This window comes from Falsiroseomonas sp. E2-1-a4 (genome assembly GCF_051433165.1).
Taxonomy (GTDB): domain Bacteria; phylum Pseudomonadota; class Alphaproteobacteria; order Acetobacterales; family Acetobacteraceae; genus Falsiroseomonas.
In genome coordinates this window covers 75,538-99,468 of sequence record NZ_JBHMFS010000009.1, presented here as the reverse complement: position 1 = coordinate 99,468, position 23,931 = coordinate 75,538, and the positions used below count along the sequence as shown (strand labels likewise).

The following is a 23,931-nucleotide window of genomic DNA, read 5'->3' as shown; positions in this document are numbered from 1 at the left end:
GGCGATGGGCGACAGCTACATGCGGGAACAGGCCGAGGCGCTGGCACAGCATCTGCGGCTGACAGATGGCAAGTCCGGCTATGTCGAGGCCACGGCCGATGGCTTCCAGGTGTTCCTGCGCCGCAAATGGCCGGGCAAGCAGTTGCCGACCTGGGACGGGCTGCCGGTGGAGTGGATCGAGAATCTCGGCACCCACAAGACCCGCGGGCGCTGAACCTACCGGGCGGGCGCCGCCTCCGCGGCCAGCATCTCCGTCACCGCAGCGCCAAAACCTTCCAGCGGGATCGGCACCGCCACCGTCTGCCGCTGCGCCGCGGCGACGAAGCTCAGCCGCAGCGTGGTCGCCGCCCGCAGCGTCGCCAACACCTCATCCGTGACCACCGTCGCGGCATAGACGCCGGAGGCATTGCTGCTCTGGAAGGGCAGGCGCTGCGGCGCGGCCTCATCCGTCTGCCAGGCGATGCCGCCCTGCAGCCAGGTGCCGTGCGGTAACTGGAAGATCAGCGCCAGGGACCGTGATTCGCGCTGCCGGGTCAGCAGGATCTGCGCGAGCGGCGTGTTCTGCGGCCGCAGCAGCACGGTGGTGGACACGCGGCAGGCGCGCGGCCCCTCCGCCGCCGCCTCGTTGCAGGCCATCGCCCAGCTTGGCACCGCCTCCGCGGCGGGAAGAGGCGGGGCGGGTGGCGGCGGCAGGGGCGGCGGCGCGCCCCGCTGGGCCCAGGCGGGCTGAGCCAGGGCAGGCTGGGCCAGCAACAAGGCGGCCAGGAAGGCCCAGGCTGCCCCGGCCACTGTCAGGGCCGCGTGCGGCGGGTGGTGCGGGCCGCGGCCGCCGGCGGCGTCGCGCCGGCCGGGCGCCCGGCATCGAAGCCCAGGAAGCCGATATCCGGCTGCGCCGTGCCGCCATTGCCGGCCCATAGCTGCGCCCCCACCGGCTGCGCCCCCACCGGCTGCGCGGCCAGCGCCGGCGGCGTGTTCATGGGCGCGCGGACCGTGGCGCCAGGCGGCGGCGCCGCGCCGAGGCGGGCGGCGATGGCCGCGGCGGGGGAAGGCTGGCCCGGCACCGAAGGCGGCGGCGGGGCGGACATGCGGGTGCGGTCACGGGCGGAGAGCAGGTAGAAGGCAATCTCGTTGCGCCCCTGGTCCACCGCGGCATCCAGCGGCGACAGGCCCAGTGCATTACGCGATTCGATATTCGCACCGCGCGCCACCGCGTCGCGTGCCGCGGGCAGGTCGCCGCGGGCGACGGCATCGAACAGTGCCTCATTCGGCGAAAGCCCCGCCGCCGCCGCACCGGCCGGGATCGGCGCCGGGGTGGTCCGCGCCGCCAGGCCCGGCAAGGCCGGAGCGGCCGCGCTGGGCGCCCGCTGTGTTTCGGCCGGCCGGATCATGCCTTGCGCCAGCGCGGCAGGCACCAGGGGGGGCAAGATCAGGGGGGCCATCAGCGTGGCCAGCAGGGGAAGGCGGAGGGATGCGCGCATGGCGGTGAAACTAGGCAGTTTCAGGCCCGCGAGGAAGGGCATGCGGCCCTCCTCACCCGCTTTTGGCCTGCATAGGGCACCGGCAGCCCAAATCAGCCGCAACCCTGGCCGCGATAGCTGAAGGTTTCCACCCGCGCATCGCGCAGCGTGAAGGTCAGCTCGCACCCCACCTGCACAATGGCGGGCGGGGCGGGCCAGTAGCCGTAGCGCGGCCCCCAGGGGCCGAAGGCGGGGCCGTAGAAGGTTGGCGGCGGCGCCACCGCCACGGCACGACGCTGCTCGAACTGCAGGAAGCGCCGCCCCTCCGCCTCATGCACCCGCACCGGCACGCCGAGGGCGGCAACCAGATCGGCCTCCCCCCGCCCGACGAAGGTGGACAGGCGCTGATCCAGCGTCGGACCCTGGGCGCAGGCGGCGAGGAGCAGAAGGGCGGGCAGCATTCGCATGTCGCCCATATGGGCGCAGCCGGCGGCGGCGCCCAATCATCAGGCTGCGAGGCTCAGCGCCCTTCGCGACGCCAGGCGAGCAAGGCCAGCCCCAGCACCAGGGGCAGTGCCAGCCAGGGCGGCAGCAGCGGCAGGGCGGTGATGCCGGTGACGCTGTGGTCGCCATTGCGCCGCAGCCCGATCCAGCCTGCCCCGGTGCCACCGACCCCTGCGCCGCCTTGCGCGTCGCGCCCGATCGCGACGCGACGCAGCTCCGGCACCAGCGGCGCCGCGCCCGTGCCGAGCCAGCGCGTGGCGCCGCCCGTGGCGGCGACCAGCGCGGCAAGCGGCGTGGCATCGGCGCGGAGGTCGGCGACCTCCATCGGGTTCGGCGCCTCGGCGGCGGCGAAGGCGGTGCGGCGGCCATCGCCGGCCTGCCAGACGCCGGCCTGCATCGCCGGCCGTTCCATCACCGAACGCCCGGCGCCGCGCAGCTCCGCCGGGTGGCGGGTGATGCTGCCGTCGGGAGCGGTGACGGTGATCTCCGGCGCGGCGGCGGGATCGAGGCTGCGGCGGGTGACGGTCAGCGTGCCCCGGTCGATCCGCGCCGTCAGATCCTCCTCCTCCAGCTCCGGCTCCTTCATCGTCCAATGGGCGATGCGGCGCAGCAATTCGCCCTGCGGGCCGCCGCCATCATGGCCGCGCGACCACAGCCAGATATGGTCCGACAGCACCAGTGCCACGCGGCCCTCCCCCACCCGGTCCAGCACCATCAGCGGCGAGTCGCCCGGCCCCTGCATCACGGTGCTGCCGGCCCGCGCATCGGCGCGCAGCGCGCGGTACCAGCGGCCCCAGGTGGCCTCCGCCAGATTGGCGCCCTCGGGCGTGAAGCTGTTGGCGCCCGGCAGGTTTTCCGTCACCGGATGCCGCGCGCCCAACTCCGTGACAAATGGCCGGAAAGGCTGTTCCAGCAGCGCCGCCTGCGCCGAGCCCAGGCCCACCTGCGGCCGCGCCGGCAGGATCTGGCCGAGCGGCGTGGCAGCCAGGCTGGTGGGCCCGGCGAATTCCGGCCCGACGGACAGCAGCAGCGCGCCGCCGCCGCGGACGTAATCGGCGATGTTGCGCAGGTACACGGGTGGCAGCAGGCCCCGATTGCCGAAGCGGTCAAAGACGATCAGGTCGAACTCGCGCAGCTTCACCTGGAACAGCTCGCGCACCGGAAAGGCGATCAGCGCCAGCTCGTGCAGCGGGGTCAAATCGTCCTTTTCCGGCGGGCGCAGGATGGTGAAGTGGACCAGGTCCACATTCGGGTCCGCCTTCAGCAGCCGCCGCCAGGTGCGCTGCCCGGCATGTGGTTCGCCGGAGACCAGCAGCACCCGCAGCCGGTCGCGCACGCCGTTGATGGCGATGACGGTGCGGTTGTTGAGGTCGCTGACCTCGCCGGCGCGGGTTTCCGCCGTCAGCTCCACCACGGTCTGCCCGCCGCGCTCGATCGGCACGGAGATACGGTGCTCGCGCCCGACCGGCACGGATTCGACGCGTGGCGGCTGGCCATCGCGGCGGATGGACAGCCGCGCGGCGCCGGCAAAACGGCCCGCATCGGGTCGCGCGCCGAGATCCTCCACCACCACGCGCAACTCCACCGGGCGGCCGACGATGCCGAAGCCCGGCGCCTCGATCACCCGGATGCGGCGATCCACCTCGCCGGGCTGGCCGGGCAGGATCTGGTGGAAGGGCGCATCCAGCGCCGGGGCGGGGGGCACGTCGTGCACCTGGCCATCGGTCAGCGCCATCACCCCGGCCAGGCGGGCGCGGGGAATGTCGGCAAGCGCGCGTTCCATCGCGGTGAACAGCCGCGTGCCCTGGTTGCCGCCCTCCGGCACCTCCACCGTGCGGAGTTCGAGGTCCGGCAGGCGACGGGCACGCGCCTCGATCTCGTCGCGGGCGGCGGTGATCTGTTCGGGGCGCGCATTCAGGCCGGCGCTGGCGCTGCGGTCCACCAGCAGCAGCGCGATATCGGGGCGCATCTGCCGCGTCTCCTCGACCAGCCTTGGATTGGCCAGTGCCAGCAGCAGCGCGGCGAAGGCCAGCGCCCGCAGCCAGGCGCCCCGCGCCGGCTGCCAGCGCCGCGCCCCGGCCGCATCCCGCGACAGCCGCAGCAGCGCCGGGGCCAGCGCCAGCAGCGCCAACACAGCAAGACCGGCGAGCAGCCAGAGCGGAATGACGGGCGCGAAGTCGATGCCGGCGAGGGCCTGATCCATCGGTTAATTCCCCAGCCGTTCCAGGATGGCCGGCACATGCACCTGGTCGCCCTTGTAGTTGCCGGTCAGCGCGTACATCACGAGGTTGGTGCCGAAGCGATAGGCCAGGATGCGCTGCCGGTTGCCGCCCGGGATCGCGGCATAGGGGTTGTTGCCCCGCGCATCGATCGCCCAGGCGGAGGCCCAGTCATGCCCGCCGATGATGACCGGGCTGACGCTGTCATTCGCCCGGTCCTGGTCCCGCGCCACCCAGACCGTGCCGCCGGCGAAGCGGCCGGGCAGGTCCTGCAACAGGTAGAAGGCGCGCTTCAGCACATGATCCTCCGGCACCGGGGCCAGCGGCGGCACGGTCAAATACCGCGTCAGCCGGCGCAAGGCGGCGGCAGCACCGGGCGTGAAGCCAACGCCCGAGCCTTCATCGCGCGTGTCGAACAGGATAATGCCGCCATTGCGCATGAAGCCGTTCAGCGCCGCCACGCCCGCCGGATCCGGCTGCGCCGCATCGCCGGTGACCGGCCAGTACAGCAATGGGTAGAGGGACAGATCATCCCGCCCCGGCACGATCGGCGCCGGTTCCGCCAGCGCGGCCGCGGTGCGGCGATTGACGAAGTCGGACAGGCCAAGGAGGCCGGCGCGGCTGATCTCATCCACCTGCGAATCGCCGGTGACGACATAGGCCAGCCGCGTCGCCAGCGCCGCATCCCCCTCCTGCGCCTGGGCAGGCCCGGCCAGCAGCCCGAGCGCCAGCAGCGCCCCCGCCACCACCCGTCCGGGCCGGGCCAGCACCCCGCGCAGGCCGAGCGAGACCAGCAGATCCGCCACCAGCAACAGCATCGCCGCCGCCAGCAGCCAGGGGCCGAGGTCGCGTTCCACCGGCACCCCGCCGATCGCCCGCATGGTGGTTCCCGCGGGCGCCGCAGCCGCCAGCCGTGGCGCCTGCACGCCCGCGCCGAGGTTCAGCGCACGGCGATGCGCGCCGTCGCCGCTGGTGCCGGAGCCGTACCAGCCCGGTGGGTGCCGCGGCGAAGGTGCCTCATTCTCCACCCGCGCGGCCGGAATCGGCTGCGCGCCCGGCGAGGGCGGGCCGAGTTGGCCGAAGCCGTCCAGGGTTTCCATCGGTGCCAGCGGCGCCTCCCCATCCGCGCCGCCAATGCCGGCGGACAGCGCCACCAGCCGGCGCAGCATGTCCACGAACAGACCGGATAGCGGCAGGGACGACCATTCGGCATTGGCCGTCACATGGAACATCACGATCCGCCCGGCGCCGCGAGTGTCCCAGGTGACCAGCGGCGTGCCATCCGCAAGCCGCGCCCAGGTGTGCCCGGACAGCCGGGCGGAGGGTTCGGCCAGCACCTGGCGTTCCACCGTCACCTCCGGCGTCGGCTCCAGCCCCTGGAAGGGTGAGCCTTCCGGGAAGGGCGCCAGCGCCTGTGGCCGGTCCCAGGACAGGGCACCACCCAACTGCCGTTCCCCGGCGCGCAGCGGCACCGGCAACAACCCGTCCGGGTTCTCCGCCAGCCGCGGCCCGGCGAACCGCACCAGCGTACCGCCGGCCTCGATCCAGGCGGTGAGTTCATCGCGTTCGCGCCCCGCCGCCACCGGGCGATCGGCCAGCACCAACACCGAGAGCTGTCGCGCCAGCAATTCCGGCACGCTGCCGCGGCGCAGCTCGGCATGCGGGGCCAGGGCGCGGTCCAGGTAGAACAGCTCCCCGATCAGCGGCACATCGGCCGCCGTCGCCTCGCCGCCCGCGATCAGCCCGACCGGGCGGCGCCGAAAGCGTTCATCCAGCAGCACCGTGGCATTGGCCCCGGCGATGCCATCCAGATCCAGCCGCACCACCTGGTTGCGGATTTCCAGTGGCAGCGGCAGCGCGGCCTCGGCCCGGGTCGCGCCGGCCAGCACGGTGATCTCGGCGCGCGCCAGGGTGCGGCCATCGCCGGTGCGGGCCAGCACGGCCGCCTGGCTCGGCACCGGCAGCGGCGTGGTCAGCACGGTCAGCGCCAACTGGTCGGCCTCGGCGCGCGGGGGCGGCAGCAGGCGGGTCGGGCGACCTTCGCTGCGGGCCACCACCAGGGCGCCACCCTCAGCCAGCGCGGTGGCGAGCGGGGTGAAGGCATCGCCCTCCGCCGCATGTTCGATGCCATCGGCCACATACAGCGCGGCAAAGCTGCCTTGATGCTTCGACCACCAGCCAGCCAGGGCCGCCAGCGCGGCGGCGCGGTCCGGTGCCCAGGGTTTCGGGCGCAGCGCCACCAGCCGGCCGCGCAACTCCTCCGCCGGCATCAGCGCCGTGATGCGGGGCGTCTCCGCCAAGGCGGGAGGCGCGGTCAGCAGCAGGGTGGTGCGGCGGCCTTCGCGGGCGGCGACGTCGAGCTCCGCCTCGGCGGCGGCCATGCGGTCCGGCCAATCGGCGGCGGCGGCCCAGCCATCATCGACCACCACCAGCAGCGGTCCCTGCCCGCCGCCCCCCGCCGTCGGCCCCCAGATCGGCCGCGCCAGGCCCAGGATCATCAGCGCCGCAGCCGCCAGCCGCAGCGCCAGCAGCCACCAGGGGGTGCGGGCGGGCGTCTCCTCCGGCGCCGGCAACTCCTGCAACAGGCGCAGCGCGGGAAATTCCTGGCGTTTCGGCGCCGGCGGCGTGACGCGCAGCAGCCACCACAGCACCGGCAGCGCCGGCAGGGCGAGCAGCAGCCACGGGGCGGCGAAGGTGATCGGCCCGAGGCTCAACATGGTCCGAGGCTCAGCATTCTGGTGTCCTCATCCCGGAGCCAGCCGCTGGTGCAAAGCCAACAAGGCGGCTTCCGGCGGATGGTCGGTGCGGTGCGTGGCGACGGTCCAGCCCGCGGCGGCGGCCAGCGCGGCCAGGCCCTGCCGGTGGCGGGCGACGCGTTCGGCATAGATCGCGCGCACCGATTCCACCCGCGGCACCAGCGTGCCGGGGGCGCCGGGCAGCACGGATTCGAAGCGGACCCGCCCGGCATAGGGCAGGGTCTCTTCCGCCGGGTCGATCACCTGCAGCAGATGGCCGCGCACGCCCTGGCCGGCCAGGCGCGAGATCAGGCGGCGCGTCTCCTCCAGCGGGTCCCAGAAATCGCCCAGCAGCACCGCCCTGGCATGGCGCGCCAGCCGCGCATCCTCCGGCCTTGGCGCCATGCTGCTCAGCCCATCGGCAATCTGCGGCAGCGCGCCGCGGCCGGCATAGGGGCGTGGCAGGCCAAACAGCCGCACCCGTTCCCCTCCGCGCAGCAGCAGCGCCGCCAGCGCCAGCAGCAGCAGGTCTGCGCGGTCCGCCTTGGTCGGCAATTCGCGGCCGCTGCGCCAGGCCATGCCGGGATCGGCGGCGCGCCACAGCGCCACGGTCTGCGCCGATTCCCATTCGGTCTCGCGGATGAACAGACGGTCCGACTTGCCGGATTGCCGCCAGTCGATCCGGCTGGCCTGGTCGCCCGCGACATAGGGCCGGAACTGCCAGAAGGCCTCCCCGGGGCCGGAACGCCGGCGTCCGTGCACGCCGGGCATGACGGTGGCGGCCACGCGCTCCGCCTGCACCAGCAGCGGCGGCAGCCTGGCGCCGAGCTGTTCCGCCCAGGGTACGTTGAGGCGGGCCGGGTTAACCAAGCTGCGCCTTCAGCGTATCCAGCACCTCACCCAGATGCACGCCATCCGCGCGGGCGGCGAAATTCAGTGCCATGCGATGGCGCAGCACCGGCTCCACCAGCGCCTCCACATCCTCCAGGCTCGGCGAGAGCCGGCCTTGCAGCACCGCCCGCGCACGGGTGGCCAGCATCAGCGCCTGCGCCGCGCGGGGCCCGGGGCCATAGGCCAGGTGGCGGCGCACCGCTTCGATCTCGGTGGTCTCGGGCCGGGCGCTGCGGACCAGGCGCAGGATGGCCTCCAGCACCTGTTCGCCGACCGGAAGGCGGCGGATCAGCAATTGCGCGGCGGACAGCTCCGCCCCGGTCATCGCCGGCACCGCCTTCGCCTCCTTCGCGCCCGTCGTCGCCAGCAGCATGGCGCGCTCGGCGGCGAGGTCGGGGTAGCTGACGTCGATCTCCAGCAGGAAGCGGTCGAGCTGGGCTTCCGGCAGCGGATAGGTGCCTTCCTGCTCGATCGGGTTCTGCGTCGCCAGTACATGGAAGGGTGCCGGCAGGGCATGCACTTCGCCGGCGATGGCCACCTTCTGCTCCTGCATCGCCTGCAGCAGCGCGGATTGCGTGCGCGGGCTGGCGCGGTTGATCTCATCCGCCATCAGCAACTGGCAGAAGACCGGGCCCTTGATGAAGCGGAAGGATCGCCGGCCATGCACATCCTCCTCCAGCACCTCGCTGCCCAGGATGTCGGAGGGCATGAGGTCCGGCGTGAACTGCACCCGCCGCGCATCGAGGCCGAGCACCGTGCCCAGCGTCTCCACCAGCTTGGTCTTGCCTAAGCCCGGCACGCCGACCAGCAGCAGATGGCCGCCGGAAAGCAGCGTGATGAGCGTGCGCTCCACCACCTGTTCCTGGCCGAAGATGACACGGCCGACACCTTCGCGGACCCGCGCCAGCCGCAAGGCCAAAGAATCGGCCTCCTGCAGCAGAGATTCCGCCTCGGCAGCGTCAACCACTTCCACCATGCGGGTCAGGCTCCCTATATGCGTCAGGTCCGATATGGGTCGAGTATCCACTCCACCCATCCCGGATGCCACATCGCAGTGCATCAATCGCAAGATCATGGTGTCGCGGGCGGCGGAGACGGGAACCGGGGCGAGTTGGTCGTCAGCCCCGGGGCCGAGGCTTTTTGCCCACGGTCACAGGCGCGGAATATATTGATGAGCGAAGCACGATCCGGAGCGACTGAGGCGGCGCAAGGGCATTCCCCGGCGCGCCTTGTCAGCACCGCCAAACCGGGCGTCGGCCGCATGCCGCCGCTGCGGACCGAATGTGGCGATTTTTCCATGCGAATCGCGCGCGATGGAAGCTGGCACTACAAGGGCAGCCTGATCGGCCGGAAGGAACTGGTCTGCCTGTTCGCCTCCGTCCTGAAGCGGGAGGAGGATGGCAGCTTCTGGCTGGAAACCCCGGTCGAGCGTGGCCGGATCGAGGTGGAGGACGCGCCCTTCGTGGCGGTGGAGATGTGGTGGCGCAGCTGTGCCGACCCCTTCGTGCCCGCCGGCGTCCCCGCCGCCGAACCGCGCCAGTGCCTGACCTTCCGCACCAACCTCGATGAGATGGTCACCGCCGATTCGGATCACCCGATCCGCGTCACCATCGACCCCCGCACGCGGGAGCCACGCCCCTACATCACCGTCCGCCCGGGCCTTGAGGCCCGCATCAACCGCGCCGTGTTCTACGAGCTGGTGGCGCTGGCGGAGCAGGAGGAGGTGGATGGCCGCGCCAAGCTCGGCGTGTGGTCACAAGGCGTGTTCTTCCCGATCGATGATGTGCCGGTGCTGGCCGCGGACCCGCCGCCTGCCCGCCGTGGCCGAACTTCCCCTCCACGCAACGCGGCCCGCAACGCCGGGATGCCGGCGGCCGAGTGACATTGCTGCTGCCCTCGCGCCAACACATCACGGCGCGGCTCTCCGACCCCGCGTTTCTGTCCCGCGCCGGCGCCACCGCCTTCGACGATGCGGAGGATGCGGCCGGTCGCCCCGGCGGCCCGGTCCCGGCGGCCGTGCTGGTGCCGATCATCTGGCACGCGACGGGTCCGGGCGTGTTGCTGACCCTGCGTTCCACCCGTCTCGCCGCCCATGCCGGGCAGGTCGCTTTTCCCGGCGGCCGGATCGAGCTTGGCGAAACGGCCGAGCAGGCGGCCCTGCGGGAAGCGGCGGAGGAGGTCGGGCTCGACCCGCGCCTGCCGGTGGTCGCCGCCACGCTGCCCGATCACATGACGGGCACCGGCTACCGCGTGACCCCGATCGTCGCCTTCATCGATCCGCCGGTGGTGCTGACGCCAGACCCCTCCGAGGTGCAAACAGTGTTCGAACTGCCCCTGGCGCTGCTGTTCGACCCCACGGCGCCCACCCGGCGCCGCACCGAATGGCGCGGGCGGATGCGGGAATACTGGGTCTGGCCGCATGCGGAACATCTGGTCTGGGGCGCCACCGCCACCATCCTGATGAATCTGTCGCGGGTGCTGCGGCAGGACTGATCCGGTCCTGCCCTGCACGGCGCATGCGGGGTATGAGGCTTCATGGCCATTCTTCTTCTGTTGCTGCCGCTGGTTGCCTGGCTGCTCTGGCTGTGGCTCGGCCCCACCGGGCGCAGGCCGCCTCGGGCGGTGCTGGTGGCGCTCGGCATCACGGTACTGGTGGGCGCCGGGGTGGGGCTCTGGGTGCGGCTGAACGAGCAGGACATCACGCGCGGCGTCTATACCCCGCCCAGCCTCGGCCCGGATGGGCGGGTGCTGCCCAGCCGGCTTGACCCCGTACGTTGAACGACGCGCCGCACCACCGCATCCCGCCCCCCGCCTTCCTGGCCGAAGCCGCGCCGGCCGCCGTGCTGGCGGCGCTGCCCGGGGCGCGGGCGGTAGGCGGTTGCGTGCGGGATTCGCTCGCGGGCCGGCCGGTGCAGGATGTGGATGTCGCCGCTCCCCTGCCGCCGGAGGCGATCGCGGAGAAGCTGCGCGCGGCCGGGCTGAAGGTGTTCGAGACCGGCCTCGCGCACGGCACCGTCACCGCCGTGCTGCACCGCCAGCCCGTGGAGGTCACCGCGCTGCGCCGCGACCTGGTGACGGACGGCCGCCATGCAGAGGTCGCCTGGACCACCGATTGGCGGGAAGATGCGGCGCGGCGCGACTTTTCCTTCAATGCCATGTCGATGGATGCCGAGGGCCGCATCTGGGACTATTTCGGCGGCCGCGAGGATTTGGCGGCCGGCCGGGTGCGCTTTGTCGGCGATGCGGCGACCAGGCTGGCGGAAGATTATCTGCGCGCGCTGCGCTTCTTCCGCTTCTGGGCCCGCTACGGGCAAGGGGCGCCGGACCCGGCCGCGCTGGCCGCCATTGCCGATGCCGTGCCGGGGTTTCGCACCCGCATCGCGCCGGAACGCATCTGGATGGAGTTGAAGCGACTGCTGCCGGCGCCCGATCCCTCCCGCGCGCTGGCGCTGATGGCGGAATGCGGGCTGCTGGATGCGGTGCTGCCGGAGGGCACGGTGCCGGACCGGCTGCGGCGGATGATCCCGCTCGGCCTGCCTGCGGACGCGCTGCTGCGCCTCGCAGTCCTGCTGGCGGAGGATGCGGATAGCGGCGCGCTCGCCACCCGCCTGCGCCTGTCGGGTGAGGAACGAGCGAGGTTGGCGGTGCTGCACCGCCCGCCCGCCCCGCCCATACCGGCCACCGCCGCCGGCTTCCCGCTGCGCGCCTGGCGGGCACGATTGCAGGCGGCCGCGCGCCAGGTAGCGCCGGCGGAGCCGCTCTGGGTGGCGCAGGCCCGCCTGGGTGGGGAAGGCTGGGACGCGCTGCGGCAGCTTGTTGCGCCCGGCGATGCGGAGCCGGAATTTCCGCTGCTCGGCCGCGACCTGATGGCGCTGGGCCTGCCACCCGGCCCCGGCCTGGGCAGCCTGCTCGGCACGCTGCGGGCCTGGTGGCTGGCCGGGGATTGCCGGGCGGATCGGGATGCGCTGCTGGCCGAAGCCGCGCGGCGCCTGGGGGAGCCCGGCACGGGGTCCTGACGGCCAACCCCCTCGCCCTCCGCCCATCCCTGCTCTACACGGCCCGCATGGCCCGCCCCGCCTTCGATGCTGCCTCCCTGCCGCTGATCCGCCGCCTGTGGCGCGAGCATGTGCGCCATCATCCGCGCGCCCTGGCGCTGGCCGCGATCTGCACGGTTGGCGTCGCCGCCACCACGGCGCTGTATCCGCTGGTGATCCAGCGCGCCTTCAACCTGTTTGCGGCCGGCGAGTCCGGCGTGGTCTGGATTCTGCCGCCGCTGATCATCGCGGTCACGCTGGCCCGGGCGCTGACGATGTATGGCAAGGCGCTGGCCACCCAGTCCGTGGTGCTGGGCGTCATCGCCGGGTTGCAGCGGCAATTGTTCACCGCGCTGACCCGCGCGGACCTCGCCGCCGTCGCCCGCGACGCACCCGCCCGCCACGCCGCCCGCTTCACCACCGATGCGGCGCTGATCCGGGAGGCCTTGTCGAAATCCCTAAGCGGCATCGCGGATGTGCTGACGGTGCTGGGCTTGGTTGGCTCCATGCTGTGGATCGACTGGCAGATGGCGCTGCTGGCCTCGCTGCTGTACCCGATCGCCGCCGTACCGATTCTCCGCATCGGCAAGCGCATCCGCCGGGCCTCGTCGGGCATGCAGGATCGGGTGGGGGAGACATCCGCCTTGCTGGTGGAGAGCTTCGCCGCCGCCCGCGTGGTCCGCGCCTACCGGCTGGAGGAGGCCGAGGAAATTCGCGCCTCCCAGGCCTTCGAGCGGCTGCGCGATAGCCAACTTGCCATCGCCCGGTCCCGCGCCCGGCTGGACCCGGTGCTGGAGGCGATGGGCGGGATCGCGGTAGCCGCCGTGCTCGGCTTCGTCGGCTGGCGCGTCTCGACCGGCCTCGGCACCATCGGCGATTTTACGGGATTCGTCGCGGCGCTGCTGATCGCCGCGCAACCGGCCCGAGCGCTGGGCAACCTGAACGCGGCGTTGCAGGAGGGGCTGGCCGGCCTGTCCCGCAGCTTTGCAAGCATCGACGAGGCGCCCCGCATCACCGACCGCCCCGGTGCCGCGACCCTGCCGCCGGGTGAGGGCAGCGTGGCCTTCGAGGCTGTGGGCTTCGCCTATGACGGCGTGCCGGATGCGGCGCTCACCGGCCTCAGCTTCGCCGCCGCGCCCGGCCGCACCGTGGCGCTGGTTGGCCCCTCCGGCGCCGGGAAGTCCACCGCACTGGCGCTGGTGCCGCGGCTGTATGAGGTGACGGCGGGGCGCATCGTGATTGACGGCGCCGATATCCGCGACGTGACGCTGTCCAGCCTGCGTGATGCCATCGCCTATGTCGGCCAGGACGCCACGCTGTTTGACGACACCGCCTTCGCCAACATCGCCTGCGGCCGCCCCGGCGCGACCCCCGAACAGGTGGAGGATGCCGCGCGCGCGGCGGCGGCACATGATTTCCTGGCGGCGCTGCCGCAGGGCTATGCGACGCCGCTCGGCACCCAGGGATCGCGGCTTTCGGGCGGGCAGCGGCAACGCGTTTCGCTGGCGCGCGCCCTGCTGCGAAACCCCCGCGTGCTGCTGCTGGATGAGGCGACCAGCGCGCTGGATGCGGAGAATGAGGCGCTGGTGCAGCAGGCGCTCGCCCGTCTGCGGCAGGGCCGCACCACGCTGGTCATCGCGCATCGCCTGTCCACGGTGCGGGATGCCGACCTGATCGTGGTGATGGAGGGCGGGCGCGCCGTGGAACAGGGCACGCATGCGGCGCTGATGGCGGAAGATGGCCTCTACGCCCGGCTGGTCCGCACCCAGGCCTTCGCGGCATGAGGTCGAAAGCGGAAGCCGCCGCGATGCCGGATCCGGATGCGCTGCACCCGGTGCCGAACAAGCCGCGCATCGTCTTCCTGAAGCCGCTGCTGGCCACCATGCCCGGAATCACCAACTGCGCGGTGGGTGACTTGACCTATTACGACGACCCGCTGCACGCGAAGGACTTCTTCCGCCGCAACGTGATCTACAATTTCCAGGCCAGCGGCGCGCGGCTGGAGATCGGCAAGTTCTGCGCCCTGGCCAGCGGCGTGCGCTTCATGATGCCCGATGCGATGCACGCCATGGCCGGCCCCAGCACCTACCCCTTCGGCATCATGGGCGGCGCCTTCGCCAGCGCCCTGCCGCTGGCGGAATATCCCTGGCGTCCATCCGGGGACACGGTGCTCGGCCACGACATCTGGGTGGGGATGGAGGCGCTGGTGATGCCCGGCGTGCGCATCGGGCATGGCGCCGTGATCGGCGCGCGGGCGGTGGTGACGCGGGACGTGCCGGATTACGCGGTGGTCGCCGGCAACCCGGCCCGCGTGGTGCGCCGCCGCTACACCGAGGAAGATGCTGTGCGGCTGGTGGCGCTCGCCTGGTGGGACTGGCCCGCCGCGCGGGTGGCGCGGGCCATCCCGATCCTGGCCAAGGGCGGCGTCGCGGCGCTGGAGGATTTCGCCGCGGCCGAGAGGTAGCCTACCCTGCCACATCGGCCTCCGGCCGGTCACCGGCGGCGGAGAACTCCGTGTGCCATTCGCCCTTGGCATCCTGGTATTCGATGATCGCCCCCGAATTGCCCGGCACATGCTGCTGCCGCGCCACGTCCCGCGCACGCTGCAGGGCCGCGTCATGGGTGGGGAAGGGCTCGGAGAAGACGTCGCCGAGCTTGTAGGCCCAGCCGCCATCATGTTCGACGACGCGATAATGGATGCGGTCCATGGTAACGCTCCCGCCTCTGTTGCACCGGGCGAACGTGGCCGGGCGCGCACGGGTTCCCTATTCCCGCCGCAACACCCCATCCACCAGCCGGTCGGCCCAGGGGCGGCTCTGGAAATCGGCGCGCAGCGCGCCCTCGTCGTAATTCTGGCGCAGCCAGTCGAGGAAGGGCTTCGGGCCGTGCTGCGCCTGGAAGGCGGCATAGGTCTTGAAGAAGGCGTCCAGGATTCCGGTCCGGCTGGCCGAGACATGGCCGAAGCGCCAATGCAGCTGGTCCAGCGCCGCCTCCACCGGGCGGCCCTGCAGCAACAGCCAGACGCCCGCGATCAGGCCGGTGCGGTCGGCGCCGGATTTGCAATGGATCAGCAGCGGCTCCGGCACCTCCGCCAGCAGATCCACCAGGCGCAGGATGCGGTCCTTGTGGGGGGCGCCGCGGCTTTCGAAAGGTGCATCGGCATGCACCAGGCCAAGCTCCCCGGCCCGCGCCCGGCCCAGCGCATCGCTGCCGCAATTTTGGCGGTGGCCGCGCAGGTTGATGACCGAACGCAGCCCGAAGCGGCGCTTGGCTTCATCAAGCTGCCAGGGCAGTGGGTGGTTGGACCGGTACAGCCGGCCAGGCTCCACCACCCCCCAATTCCGCCAGGGAATGCGCAGCGCGGCGTGGTCGACCAGCAGGCTGTTGATCCAGGCGGCGCGGCGCCCGGTGGAGGAGGAAAGGTTCACCGCCTCGATATGGCCGCTGCGCGCCCGGATGGCCAGACGCCCCGCTATTGCGGCGCCGTCGCCCGGTTCCAGTAGGCGCGCAGCCCCCACCAGACGGCGAGCACGGCGACGACCAGGCCCACCAGCAGCAGCGTGTCGCCCCGGTCATCCAGTACCGCCGCCACATAGCCGGCCAGCGTGCCCGGCAACAGCAGCACGGGCGCCCAGATAAGGGCGGAGGTCACATTCGCCACCTGGAACCGCCATTCCCGCATGCGCGACACGCCGGCGATGATCGGCGCGACGGCGCGCAGCGGGCTGATGAAGCGGGCGATGAACACCGCCCAGATGCCCCATTTGCGGAAGGCGAGCACGCCGCGCCCATACATGCGCCGGTGCCGGCGCGGCAGATGGGTCCGCACGAAGCCCGGCCCCAGCCAGCGCGAAAGCCAGAAGCCCAGCGCATCCCCCACCACCGCGCCCAGGATGGTGGCCAGCAGCACCGGCCAAACCGGCACCACCCCGGTGCCGATCAGCAGGCCGAGGCCCAGCAGCAGCGCCGAGCCGGGCAGGAAGATGCCGATCAGCGGCAGGGATTCGATGAAGGCGATGCCGAAGGCGATCAGCGGCGCCCAGGCCGCATGCGCCTCCGCCCACGCGATCACCGATGCCGTGAAGGCTTCCATCTGCCGGTTTATGCCCCCGCCGGCGGGTTGTTGGCCTCGGTCCGGCGCAGCGCCGCGGCAACGCTGCGGCCGCGGATCGTGGCATAGATGGCATAGATTAGCAGCACCGCGGTCACGCTCAAGAAGCCGGCGCTGATCGGCCGCTCCATGAACACGGCCAGGTCGCCGCGCGACAGCAGCATGGCGCGCCGCAGATGTTCTTCCATCAGCGGACCCAGGATGAAGCCGAGCAGCAGGGGCGCCGGCTCAAATTTCAGCTTGATCATGATGTAGCCGACGACGCCGAAGAACATCACCACCAGCACGTCGAAGTGGCTGTTGTTGATGCTGAACACGCCGATGCAGATGAACAGCAGGATGGCCGGGTACAGAATGGAATAGGGGATCCGCAGCATCGCCACCCACAGGCCGATCAGCGGGATGTTCAGCACCAGCAGCATGATGTTGCCGAGCCAGAAGCTGGCGATCAGGCCCCAGAACAGTTCCGGATATTCCGTCATCAGCCGCGGCCCGGGCTGGATGCCCTGGATGATCAGCGCACCGAGCATCAGCGCCATCACCGAGTCACCCGGGATGCCGAGCGTCAGGGTCGGGATGAAGGCGGTCTGGGCGGCGGCGTTATTGGCCGATTCCGGTGCGGCGATACCCTCGATCGCGCCCTTGCCGAAGCGGGACGGATCCTTCGCGACCTTCTTCTCCACTGCGTAGGACATGAAGGAGGCGATGGTGCCGCCCGCGCCCGGCAGTGCGCCGAAGAAGCTGCCGACGCCGGTGCCGCGCAGCATCGGCTTCCAGGAGGCCTTCCAATCGGCCTTGGTCGGCATCATCGACCGCATGGTGATCTTCTGCGACGTGACTTCCCGGTTGGTGACCCGGCCGATGGAGCCGATTACCTCCGCCACGCCGAACAGGCCCATGGCGATGGCCACCAGGCTGACGCCGTCCGACAGGTAGGGGATGTCGAAGGTGAAGCGCTGCTGGCCGGTCTGCACATCGGTGCCGACCATGCCGAGGCAGAGGCCGAACAGCACCATGGCGATGCCCTTGGCCGGCGAGCCCTGCGCCAGCGTCGCCGCAGCCACCAGGCCGAGCAGCATCATGGCGAAGTAGTCCGCCGGGCCGAAGGACAGCGCCACCTCCGCCAGGCGCGGCGCGAACAGCGTCAGGATGACGATGCCAAGGCTGGCGCCGACGAAGGAGGCGATGGTGGTCATGAACAGCGCGACACCGGCGCGGCCCTGCTTGGCCATCGGGTAGCCATCGAGACAGGCCACCGCAGCGGATGGCGTCCCCGGCAAGTTCAGCAGGATCGAGGCGGTGGAGCCACCATAGGAGGCACCATAATAGATGCCCGCCAGCATGATGATCGCCGTGGTCGCCGGCACATGGAAGGTCAACGGCAGCAGCATGGAGATGGTGGCGAGCGAGCCGATGCCCGGCAGCACCCCGATGAAGGTGCCAAGGAAGACGCCAAGGAAGCAGTAGAACAGGTTTTCAGGCGACAGGGCGACGAGGAACCCCATCCCGAGCATGCCGAGGGTTTCCATGCTCAGTAGCTCCCCCAACGGAAGGCGGGCACGGGAATGCCAAGGCCCTTCGAGAAGACGGTAACGGCCATGACGGCGAGCGCCGCGGCCAGGATGAGGGTGCGGACCGGCCGCAGCTCACGCTCCGCGAAGGAAGAAATGACGACCACCGCGAAGGTCGCGGGCACCAGGCCGAAGGGCTCGACCACAAGGGCGAAACCCAGGCCGGCCCCGATGATGCAGATCAGCGGACGGAAGGACGGAACCGGGAGATCACCCGGACGAAACCAGGCGGGGACCATGATCAGCAAACCGAACACAGCCATCAGTACCCCAAGGCCGGCCGGAAAGGCCCCCGGACCCATGCGGCGCATTTCGCCCAGATTGTAATGAGTCTGCGCATGCCAGAGGAACCACAGTCCGAAGACCAGGAGCAGCAGCCCCCCGATGATATCTGTCCAGTCACGCCGATGCATTCCAGGTCCTCACGCATTGCTTGCCCGGAAGGCGGGACTTCCGAGGAAGATTGTCCCTGCCACATGGGCAACGCATTGCAAAGTGGAAAGTGTCGAGGTTGTCCCGCGACCGGTCATGTCTGCGCGGCGCCCCCTGACCGCATCGGGCATAAAAAAAGGCGCGCTGCCGATCGGCAGCGCGCCCAGCCGCAAGGCCGTGGAGAAGGGTGCTATTCCAGGCGGGCGCCGGAAAGCTGCACCACCTCGCGCCACATCGGCCGCTCCCGCGCCGCGCGGGCGGCGGCTTCCTCGGGCGTGCCGTACAGGGCGCGGGCGCCGGTGCGCAGGAAGCGCTCCTGCATCGCCGGGGTCTCCGACACTTCCTTGATGGCCGCGGCCGCGCGCTGCGTGATGGCGGCCGGCACGCCAGCCGGGAAGGCCATGGCGCACCACGAGGTGACGACGAAATCCGGCACGCCGGCTTCCGCCATGGTCGGCACATCCGGCAGCGTCGGCCAGCGTTCCGCGCTGGTCACCGCCAGCGCCCGCATCTGGCCGCCGGCAATGACCGGGACATAGGAGGCCAGGTTGTCGAGCGCGAAGTCGATATCACCGCCCAGCAGCGCCGGAATGGTCTGCGCCGCGCCGCGGAACGGCACATGCACGGCGTTGATCCCCAGGCGGCTGGTGAACATGGCGCCCGAGAGATGCGGCGTGGTGCCGACACCCGGCGAACCATAATTCACGCCGCCCTGCTTCGCCTTGGCCCAGGTCACGAAGTCCCGCAGATTGGTCGCCGGGATATGCGCCGCCGGCACCGCCAGCACATTGGGCAGTTCCCAATGCATGGAGATCGGCTGGATGTCCTTCTCCGGATCATAGGGCAGACGGGCATACAGGTACTGGTTGATCGACCAGCCACCCACCGTCACCGGACCCATTGTGTGGCCATCGGGGTTGCTCTTGGCGATGGCATCATGGCCGATATTGCCGCCCGCGCCGGGCCGGTTCTCCACCACGAAGGGCTGGCCGAGCTTCTGGGTGAGCTGCTCCGCGAGCAGCCGCGCGAGCACGTCGGTAGACCCACCCGGCGGCCACGGCACGATCACGCGAACCGGCCGGCTGGGCCATTGCGCCTGCGCCAGCGCGGGGCTTGCCAGCGGCAGCAGGGTGGCGGCGAAGGGCGCGCCGAGCGTCGTGCCCAAAAGGGCGCGGCGGCTGATGGTCATTATTGGTTTCTCCTGGACGTGATAGGCGAGGCACAGGATACCGGCAGCAGGCCGCCGCCGCTACCACTCACCCGTCGACGTGCCTGGTTGTTCCGGGTGCCCTGCGAAATGCTGCCGATAGCGCGCGGGTCCGGGCCAGGATGCACTTCGGTATGGCTGGTGTCGCGCATGCCCTTGCCGGCATGGCGGCCCGCCTGCGGGTGGTGCGGGCGCGCCGCCCGCCTGCGCTCCAGCGCCTGGCGCAGGCCCTGCGCGGCGCCCTTCGGCTTGCGGGCATCCCCGGCACGCTTGAACTGGGCGTTCACCCGGCGCAGCGCGGCGGCGAAGACTTGCTTCTTCTCGGACAGCCGCTCCGCCGAGGTGGTGGCGCTGCGTGCCTCTCCCTTGCCGCGGCGCGCGCGGGTTGCTTCGCGCACCAGATCGCGGGCGCGGCGTTGCTGGGTACGAATACGCTCCGCCAGGGCCCGCAGATCCTCGGCCGAAAGCTGGCCCAGCTCCGGATGGTGGCTCGGCGCCACCAGCGTCGCCTCATCATGCGACAAAAGGCGCTGTTCTTCCCTGCGGGTGATGGCCATGCGTGTCGATCCTCCAGTTAGATGGAAGATTGGTAACGTCCGCCTCCGCATCAAGGTTGCCGGAACGTAATCCGGCAACCTTCTCGGCCGGCTCACTCAGGGCCAGCCGGTCTCCGGTGGCAGGGACATCAGGATGGCCTCGACATTGCCGCCGGTCTTCAGCCCGAAGATGGTGCCGCGGTCATACAGCAGGTTGAATTCCACATAGCGCCCGCGGCGCATCAACTGGTGGGCGCGCTCCGCCTCGGTCCAGGGCTCATGCATGCGGTGGCGGACGATGCCGGGATAGGCTTCCAGGAAGGCCAGGCCGACATCCTTGGTAAAGGCGAAATCCGCCTCCACCCCTTTGCCTGGCGTGCGGTCGCCCAGCCAGTCGTAGAAGATGCCGCCCAGGCCGCGCGGCTCGTTCCGGTGCGGCAGGAAGAAGTACTCGTCGCACCATTGCTTGAAGCGCGGGTAGTAGGTGGGGTCGTGGCGGTCGCAGGCGGCCTTGTAGGCGGCGTGGAAGCGGGCGCCATCCTCCACGCTGTGCGGCGCCGCATGGTCCATCGGCGTGATGTCGCCGCCACCGCCGAACCAGGCCTTGGTGGTCAGGATGAAGCGGGTGTTCATGTGCACGGCCGGCACGCGCGGGCTGCGCTGATGCGCCACCAGGCTGATGCCGGTGGCGAGGAAGCGCGGGTCTTCCTCCGCCCCCGGGATCTGCTTGCGGAAATCCGGCGAGAATTCGCCGAAGACGGTGGAGACATTCACGCCCACCTTCTCGAACACCCGCCCCTTCATCACCGCCATGGTGCCGCCGCCACCTTCCGGGCGGGTCCAGGGCGTGCGGACGAAGCGGCCGGCGGGCAGGCCGGCATGCGGGCCTTCGGCCAGTTCGTCCTCGATCGCCTCGAACGCCGCGCAGATCCGGTCCCGCAGGCTTTCGAACCAGGCGCGGGCAGGCTCGACCATCGGATGGCTGGGGGGCTGGGCGGGCGTTTCAGGCATGGCAGGACTTTCCTCGGATGGACGCCCCTTGGCGGGGCGCGCGCCTCCGCCAGATTGGCAGCGGCTTAACCGGATGGCGACCCTTCCGGCTCCAGGATGCTGGCCGGGGGGCGGCGCCCAAGAATTCAGGCACGACAGCGGATGGACACCGCCACAACCCACCCTTTATATGCGGCGCAGCGTCAATTCCGGCAGTGCAGGTTCCCGGCACCCATCGCGCAAGCGAGGAGCCACTCGACCGGCCGGTTTGGTGCACATGTTTCGCGGCGATGCGGGTCGCCCGGCGGGTCCCGAGGAGTGGACCGGCATGGTGCCCTGGACAGCGGGTCAGGCCGATCGGGGTCCAGCCGGTCGGCAGGCCCAAAGGCGGCAGGCGGAGAAGGACGACGAGATGGCCGAAACAATGGTGTCCCCTGGTGGGCCCTCCGGCGCGCCCCACGGGACGCCGCAAGGCGAGACGCGGCGCGATTTCCTGACGCTTACGACAGCCGCCTTCGCGGCGGTTGGCGTGGGCGCCGTGGTGTGGCCCTTCATCAGCTCGATGAACCCGGCGCGCGACGTGCTCGCGCTGGCGTCGACGGAAGTGGACCTCTCGCCGATCGCGGTCGGCCAGGCGGTCACCGTGGTGTGGCGTGGCAAGCCGGTCTTCGTGCGCCATCGCACGGCGGAGGATATCCAGGCCGCCCGCGCCACGCCGCTTTCCGAGCTGAAGGATCCGGCAACGGACCAGACCCGGGTGCAGCAGGACCAGTGGCTGGTGGTGGTTGGCGTCTGCACCCATCTCGGTTGCGTGCCGCTCGGCCAGAAGCCGACCGATGTGAAGGGTGACTACAATGGCTGGTTCTGCCCCTGCCATGGCAGCCACTACGACACCTCCGGGCGAATTCGCGTCGGTCCCGCCCCGCTGAACCTTCCGGTTCCGGACTACAGCTTTACATCTGACACGCAAATCCGGATCGGCTGAAGGCGCCTGGGCGCGGTATCCTCCGCGTCCGCCCTTCGGCATCCACTGGGGAGCCAGGCAAGATGGCCATCGGCCTTCACGACAGCACCATCCAGAACCCCGTGCTTCGCTGGGTCGACCAGCGTCTGCCGGTGTTCACCATGATGCAGAAGGAATACGGGACGTTCCCGACGCCCCGGAACTTCAACTATTTCTGGAATTTCGGCGCGCTCGCCATGGTCACGCTGATGATCATGATCGCGACCGGCGTATTCCTTTCGATGAACTACACGCCGCACACGGCCTACGCCTTCGACAGCGTCGAGCGCATCATGCGCGACGTGAACTACGGCTGGCTGATCCGCTACGTGCACATGAACGGCGCCTCGATGTTCTTCATCGTGGTGTTCATCCATATCTGGCGCGGCATGTATTACGGGTCCTACAAGGCCCCGCGTGAGCTTCTGTGGATCCTCGGCGTCACCATCTTCCTGCTGATGATGGCCACGGCGTTCATGGGCTACGTGCTGCCCTGGGGCCAGATGTCCTTCTGGGGCGCCACCGTCATCACCAACCTGTTCTCCGCCATCCCGCTGGTGGGCGAGAGCATCGTGATCTGGCTGTGGGGCGGCTTCTCGGTGGACAACCCGACGCTGAACCGCTTCTTCAGCCTGCACTACCTGCTGCCCTTCATGATCGCCGGCGTGGTGTTCCTGCATGTGGCGGCGCTGCACATCACCGGCTCCAACAACCCGCTGGGCATTGACCCGAAGGGCCCGCAGGATACCCTGCCCTTCCACCCGTACTACACGGCGAAGGACAGCGTCGGCCTGATCGTGTACTTCATCGTCTTCGCCTTCCTGGTGTTCTTCATGCCGAACTACCTCGGCCATGCGGACAACTACATCCCGGCAAACCCGCTGGTGACGCCTGCGCACATCGTGCCGGAATGGTACTTCCTGCCCTTCTACGCGATCCTGCGCGCGGTGCCGGACAAGCTGGGCGGCGTTTTGCTGATGTTCGGCTCCATCGCCGTGCTGTTCGTGCTGCCCTGGCTGGACACCTCGCCGGTGCGGTCCATGCGGTTCCGCCCGGTGGCAAAGTGGGCGCTGTATCTGTGGCTGGTGTCCTTCTTCGTGCTGATGTGGGCAGGCGCCAAGCCGGCGGAGGAGCCGTATGTGACGATCTCCCGCATCGCCACCGCCTACTACTTCGCCTACTTCCTGGTGATCCTGCCCCTGCTTGGCCGCCTTGAACGGCCGTTGTCGCTGCCCGAGAGCATCGCCATGCCTGTCCTCCGCGGTGGTGGACCGGTGTTTGCGGGCGCCGCGGCGAAGCCGATGGAGAAGGCCTGATGCGCGGCTTCCGCAACCTGATCGGCGCCCTGGTACTGGGCGCCGCCACCACCTTGGGCGCGGCGCTGCCCACCCCGGCCCATGCGGCCGGGGAGGCGATCGTGCTGCCCAATGCCGGCTTCAGCTTCGCCGGCTTCTTCGGCACCTTCGACCGTGGCTCCACCCAGCGCGGCCTGCAGGTGTACAAGGAAGTCTGCGCTGCCTGCCACGGCATGTACCAGCTCTCCTACCGCAACCTGCTGGAGATCGGGCTGAGCGAAGACCAGGCCCGCGCCGTTGCCGCCAGCGTGGAAGTGCGGGACGGCCCGAACGACATGGGCGAGATGTTCGACCGCCCGGCCCGCCTGTCGGACCGCTTCCGCCGCCCCTTCGCCAATGAGCTGGCGGCGCGTGCGTCGAACAACGGCGCCTACCCGCCGGACCTGTCGACCATCACCAAGGCGCGCGCGAACGGCGCCAACTACCTGCATGCGCTGCTGACCGGCTATGTCGACCCGCCCGCTGGCTTCACCGTGGCGGATGGCATGTACTACAACGCCTACTACCCCGGTCATCAGATCGCCATGCCGAACGTCCTGAACCCGGACCAGGTCGAATACGCCGATGGCACCGCGGCGACGGTGGACCAGATGGCCCGCGACGTGACCACCTTCCTGGCCTGGGCGGCGGAGCCGGAGACGGAGCAGCGGCGCGCCATGGGCATCAAGATGATGCTGTTCCTGATCGTCCTCGGGGGCCTGACCTATGCCGTGAAGCGGAAGGTCTGGGCCGACGTGAAGCACTGAAGCCAGCCTCCCGGTTGGTTTTCAGAAGGCTGGTTTGCGCAAGGGCCGCTCCCGCAGGGGGGCGGCCCTTTTCGCTGTTTGCGACAGCGCTTCAAGCCGCGCGCATCCCATTGTAGAAGCCCCGCGCACCGAGGAGCCCT

The 23,931-nt window shown here is 70.7% G+C and carries 25 protein-coding genes; 10 read left to right on the top strand and 15 right to left on the bottom strand.

Going from position 1 to position 23,931, the window contains the following annotated elements:
* The first annotated feature begins 4 nt into the window (after positions 1–4).
* Positions 5–214, top strand: coding sequence for a hypothetical protein (locus tag ACFHNC_RS11900; protein ID WP_437169437.1), 210 nt, complete (start codon positions 5–7; stop codon positions 212–214).
* A gap of 2 nt (positions 215–216) precedes the next feature.
* Here the strand turns inward: ACFHNC_RS11900 and ACFHNC_RS11895 are convergent, their stop codons facing one another.
* From ACFHNC_RS11895 to ACFHNC_RS11865, 7 genes are read right to left on the bottom strand one after another with little or no spacing between them, the layout of a single operon-like run.
* A complete protein-coding gene (locus ACFHNC_RS11895) occupies positions 217–789 on the bottom strand; it encodes an invasion associated locus B family protein (RefSeq protein ID WP_437169436.1) in 573 nt (190 codons plus the stop codon).
* A 2-nt stretch (positions 790–791) separates the two neighbouring features.
* Complete coding sequence (locus ACFHNC_RS11890; protein WP_437169435.1) at positions 792–1,520, bottom strand: hypothetical protein; 729 nt, start codon at positions 1,518–1,520, stop codon at positions 792–794.
* Positions 1,521–1,570: 50 nt separating this feature from the next.
* Entirely contained in the window at positions 1,571–1,918 is a 348-nt protein-coding gene (locus ACFHNC_RS11885; RefSeq protein ID WP_437169434.1) for a hypothetical protein, read from the bottom strand.
* A 59-nt stretch (positions 1,919–1,977) separates the two neighbouring features.
* On the bottom strand, positions 1,978–4,164 hold the full coding sequence (locus ACFHNC_RS11880) for a hypothetical protein (protein WP_437169433.1): 2,187 nt from the start codon (positions 4,162–4,164) through the stop codon (positions 1,978–1,980).
* 3 nt (positions 4,165–4,167) lie between these two features.
* Entirely contained in the window at positions 4,168–6,897 is a 2,730-nt protein-coding gene (locus ACFHNC_RS11875; RefSeq protein WP_437169432.1) for a DUF4159 domain-containing protein, read from the bottom strand.
* Positions 6,898–6,924: 27 nt separating this feature from the next.
* Positions 6,925–7,785 carry a DUF58 domain-containing protein gene (locus ACFHNC_RS11870; protein ID WP_437169431.1) on the bottom strand — a complete coding sequence of 287 codons (861 nt, stop codon included), beginning with the start codon at positions 7,783–7,785 and terminating at the stop codon, positions 6,925–6,927.
* Positions 7,778–8,782: an AAA family ATPase gene (locus tag ACFHNC_RS11865; RefSeq protein WP_437169430.1), complete on the bottom strand. Its 1,005-nt coding sequence runs from the start codon at positions 8,780–8,782 to the stop codon at positions 7,778–7,780. Before ACFHNC_RS11865 ends, ACFHNC_RS11870 begins: the two co-directional genes overlap by 8 nt.
* Positions 8,783–8,977: 195 nt before the next feature.
* Here ACFHNC_RS11865 and ACFHNC_RS11860 point away from each other — a divergent pair, with 195 nt between their 5' ends.
* The 6 genes from ACFHNC_RS11860 to ACFHNC_RS11835 are packed head-to-tail and all read left to right on the top strand — an operon-like array spanning position 8,978 to position 14,304.
* On the top strand, positions 8,978–9,688 hold the full coding sequence (locus ACFHNC_RS11860; RefSeq protein ID WP_437169429.1) for a DUF1285 domain-containing protein: 711 nt from the start codon (positions 8,978–8,980) through the stop codon (positions 9,686–9,688).
* Positions 9,685–10,299 carry an NUDIX hydrolase gene (locus tag ACFHNC_RS11855; RefSeq protein WP_437169428.1) on the top strand — a complete coding sequence of 205 codons (615 nt, stop codon included), beginning with the start codon at positions 9,685–9,687 and terminating at the stop codon, positions 10,297–10,299. Before ACFHNC_RS11860 ends, ACFHNC_RS11855 begins: the two co-directional genes overlap by 4 nt.
* Positions 10,300–10,341: 42 nt before the next feature.
* A complete protein-coding gene (locus ACFHNC_RS11850; RefSeq protein WP_437169427.1) occupies positions 10,342–10,584 on the top strand; it encodes a hypothetical protein in 243 nt (80 codons plus the stop codon).
* Positions 10,581–11,822: a CCA tRNA nucleotidyltransferase gene (locus tag ACFHNC_RS11845; protein ID WP_437169426.1), complete on the top strand. Its 1,242-nt coding sequence runs from the start codon at positions 10,581–10,583 to the stop codon at positions 11,820–11,822. The genes ACFHNC_RS11850 and ACFHNC_RS11845 overlap by 4 nt, the downstream gene beginning before the upstream one ends.
* Positions 11,823–11,869: 47 nt before the next feature.
* Entirely contained in the window at positions 11,870–13,624 is a 1,755-nt protein-coding gene (locus ACFHNC_RS11840; RefSeq protein ID WP_437169425.1) for an ABC transporter ATP-binding protein, read from the top strand.
* Positions 13,621–14,304: a CatB-related O-acetyltransferase gene (locus tag ACFHNC_RS11835; RefSeq protein ID WP_437169424.1), complete on the top strand. Its 684-nt coding sequence runs from the start codon at positions 13,621–13,623 to the stop codon at positions 14,302–14,304. Before ACFHNC_RS11840 ends, ACFHNC_RS11835 begins: the two co-directional genes overlap by 4 nt.
* Position 14,305: 1 nt before the next feature.
* Here the strand turns inward: ACFHNC_RS11835 and ACFHNC_RS11830 are convergent, their stop codons facing one another.
* From ACFHNC_RS11830 to hemF, 8 genes are all read right to left on the bottom strand, one after another.
* Entirely contained in the window at positions 14,306–14,548 is a 243-nt protein-coding gene (locus tag ACFHNC_RS11830) for a DUF2188 domain-containing protein (RefSeq protein WP_437169423.1), read from the bottom strand.
* 57 nt (positions 14,549–14,605) lie between these two features.
* A complete protein-coding gene (locus tag ACFHNC_RS11825; RefSeq protein WP_437169536.1) occupies positions 14,606–15,277 on the bottom strand; it encodes a tyrosine-protein phosphatase in 672 nt (223 codons plus the stop codon).
* Between the two features lie 35 nt (positions 15,278–15,312).
* Entirely contained in the window at positions 15,313–15,933 is a 621-nt protein-coding gene (locus ACFHNC_RS11820) for a DedA family protein (protein ID WP_437169422.1), read from the bottom strand.
* Positions 15,934–15,941: 8 nt separating this feature from the next.
* Positions 15,942–17,480, bottom strand: coding sequence for a tripartite tricarboxylate transporter permease (locus ACFHNC_RS11815; RefSeq protein WP_437169421.1), 1,539 nt, complete (start codon positions 17,478–17,480; stop codon positions 15,942–15,944).
* A 2-nt stretch (positions 17,481–17,482) separates the two neighbouring features.
* Complete coding sequence (locus ACFHNC_RS11810; protein WP_437169420.1) at positions 17,483–17,935, bottom strand: tripartite tricarboxylate transporter TctB family protein; 453 nt, start codon at positions 17,933–17,935, stop codon at positions 17,483–17,485.
* 209 nt (positions 17,936–18,144) lie between these two features.
* Complete coding sequence (locus ACFHNC_RS11805) at positions 18,145–19,143, bottom strand: Bug family tripartite tricarboxylate transporter substrate binding protein (protein WP_437169419.1); 999 nt, start codon at positions 19,141–19,143, stop codon at positions 18,145–18,147.
* Positions 19,143–19,718: a hypothetical protein gene (locus ACFHNC_RS11800; protein ID WP_437169418.1), complete on the bottom strand. Its 576-nt coding sequence runs from the start codon at positions 19,716–19,718 to the stop codon at positions 19,143–19,145. The genes ACFHNC_RS11805 and ACFHNC_RS11800 overlap by 1 nt, the downstream gene beginning before the upstream one ends.
* Positions 19,719–19,814: 96 nt before the next feature.
* The gene (gene hemF, locus ACFHNC_RS11795; RefSeq protein ID WP_437169417.1) at positions 19,815–20,708 is read right to left on the bottom strand and encodes an oxygen-dependent coproporphyrinogen oxidase; all 894 of its coding nucleotides are present in this window, start codon (positions 20,706–20,708) and stop codon (positions 19,815–19,817) included.
* Between the two features lie 391 nt (positions 20,709–21,099).
* Here hemF and petA point away from each other — a divergent pair, with 391 nt between their 5' ends.
* The 3 genes from petA to ACFHNC_RS11780 all read left to right on the top strand — a co-directional run bounded on the left by petA (position 21,100) and on the right by ACFHNC_RS11780 (position 23,791).
* Positions 21,100–21,672 carry a ubiquinol-cytochrome c reductase iron-sulfur subunit gene (gene petA, locus ACFHNC_RS11790; RefSeq protein WP_437169416.1) on the top strand — a complete coding sequence of 191 codons (573 nt, stop codon included), beginning with the start codon at positions 21,100–21,102 and terminating at the stop codon, positions 21,670–21,672.
* A gap of 62 nt (positions 21,673–21,734) precedes the next feature.
* Positions 21,735–23,006 carry a cytochrome b gene (locus ACFHNC_RS11785; RefSeq protein WP_437169415.1) on the top strand — a complete coding sequence of 424 codons (1,272 nt, stop codon included), beginning with the start codon at positions 21,735–21,737 and terminating at the stop codon, positions 23,004–23,006.
* Positions 23,006–23,791, top strand: coding sequence for a cytochrome c1 (locus ACFHNC_RS11780; protein ID WP_437169414.1), 786 nt, complete (start codon positions 23,006–23,008; stop codon positions 23,789–23,791). The genes ACFHNC_RS11785 and ACFHNC_RS11780 overlap by 1 nt, the downstream gene beginning before the upstream one ends.
* The last annotated feature ends 140 nt before the right edge of the window (positions 23,792–23,931 follow it).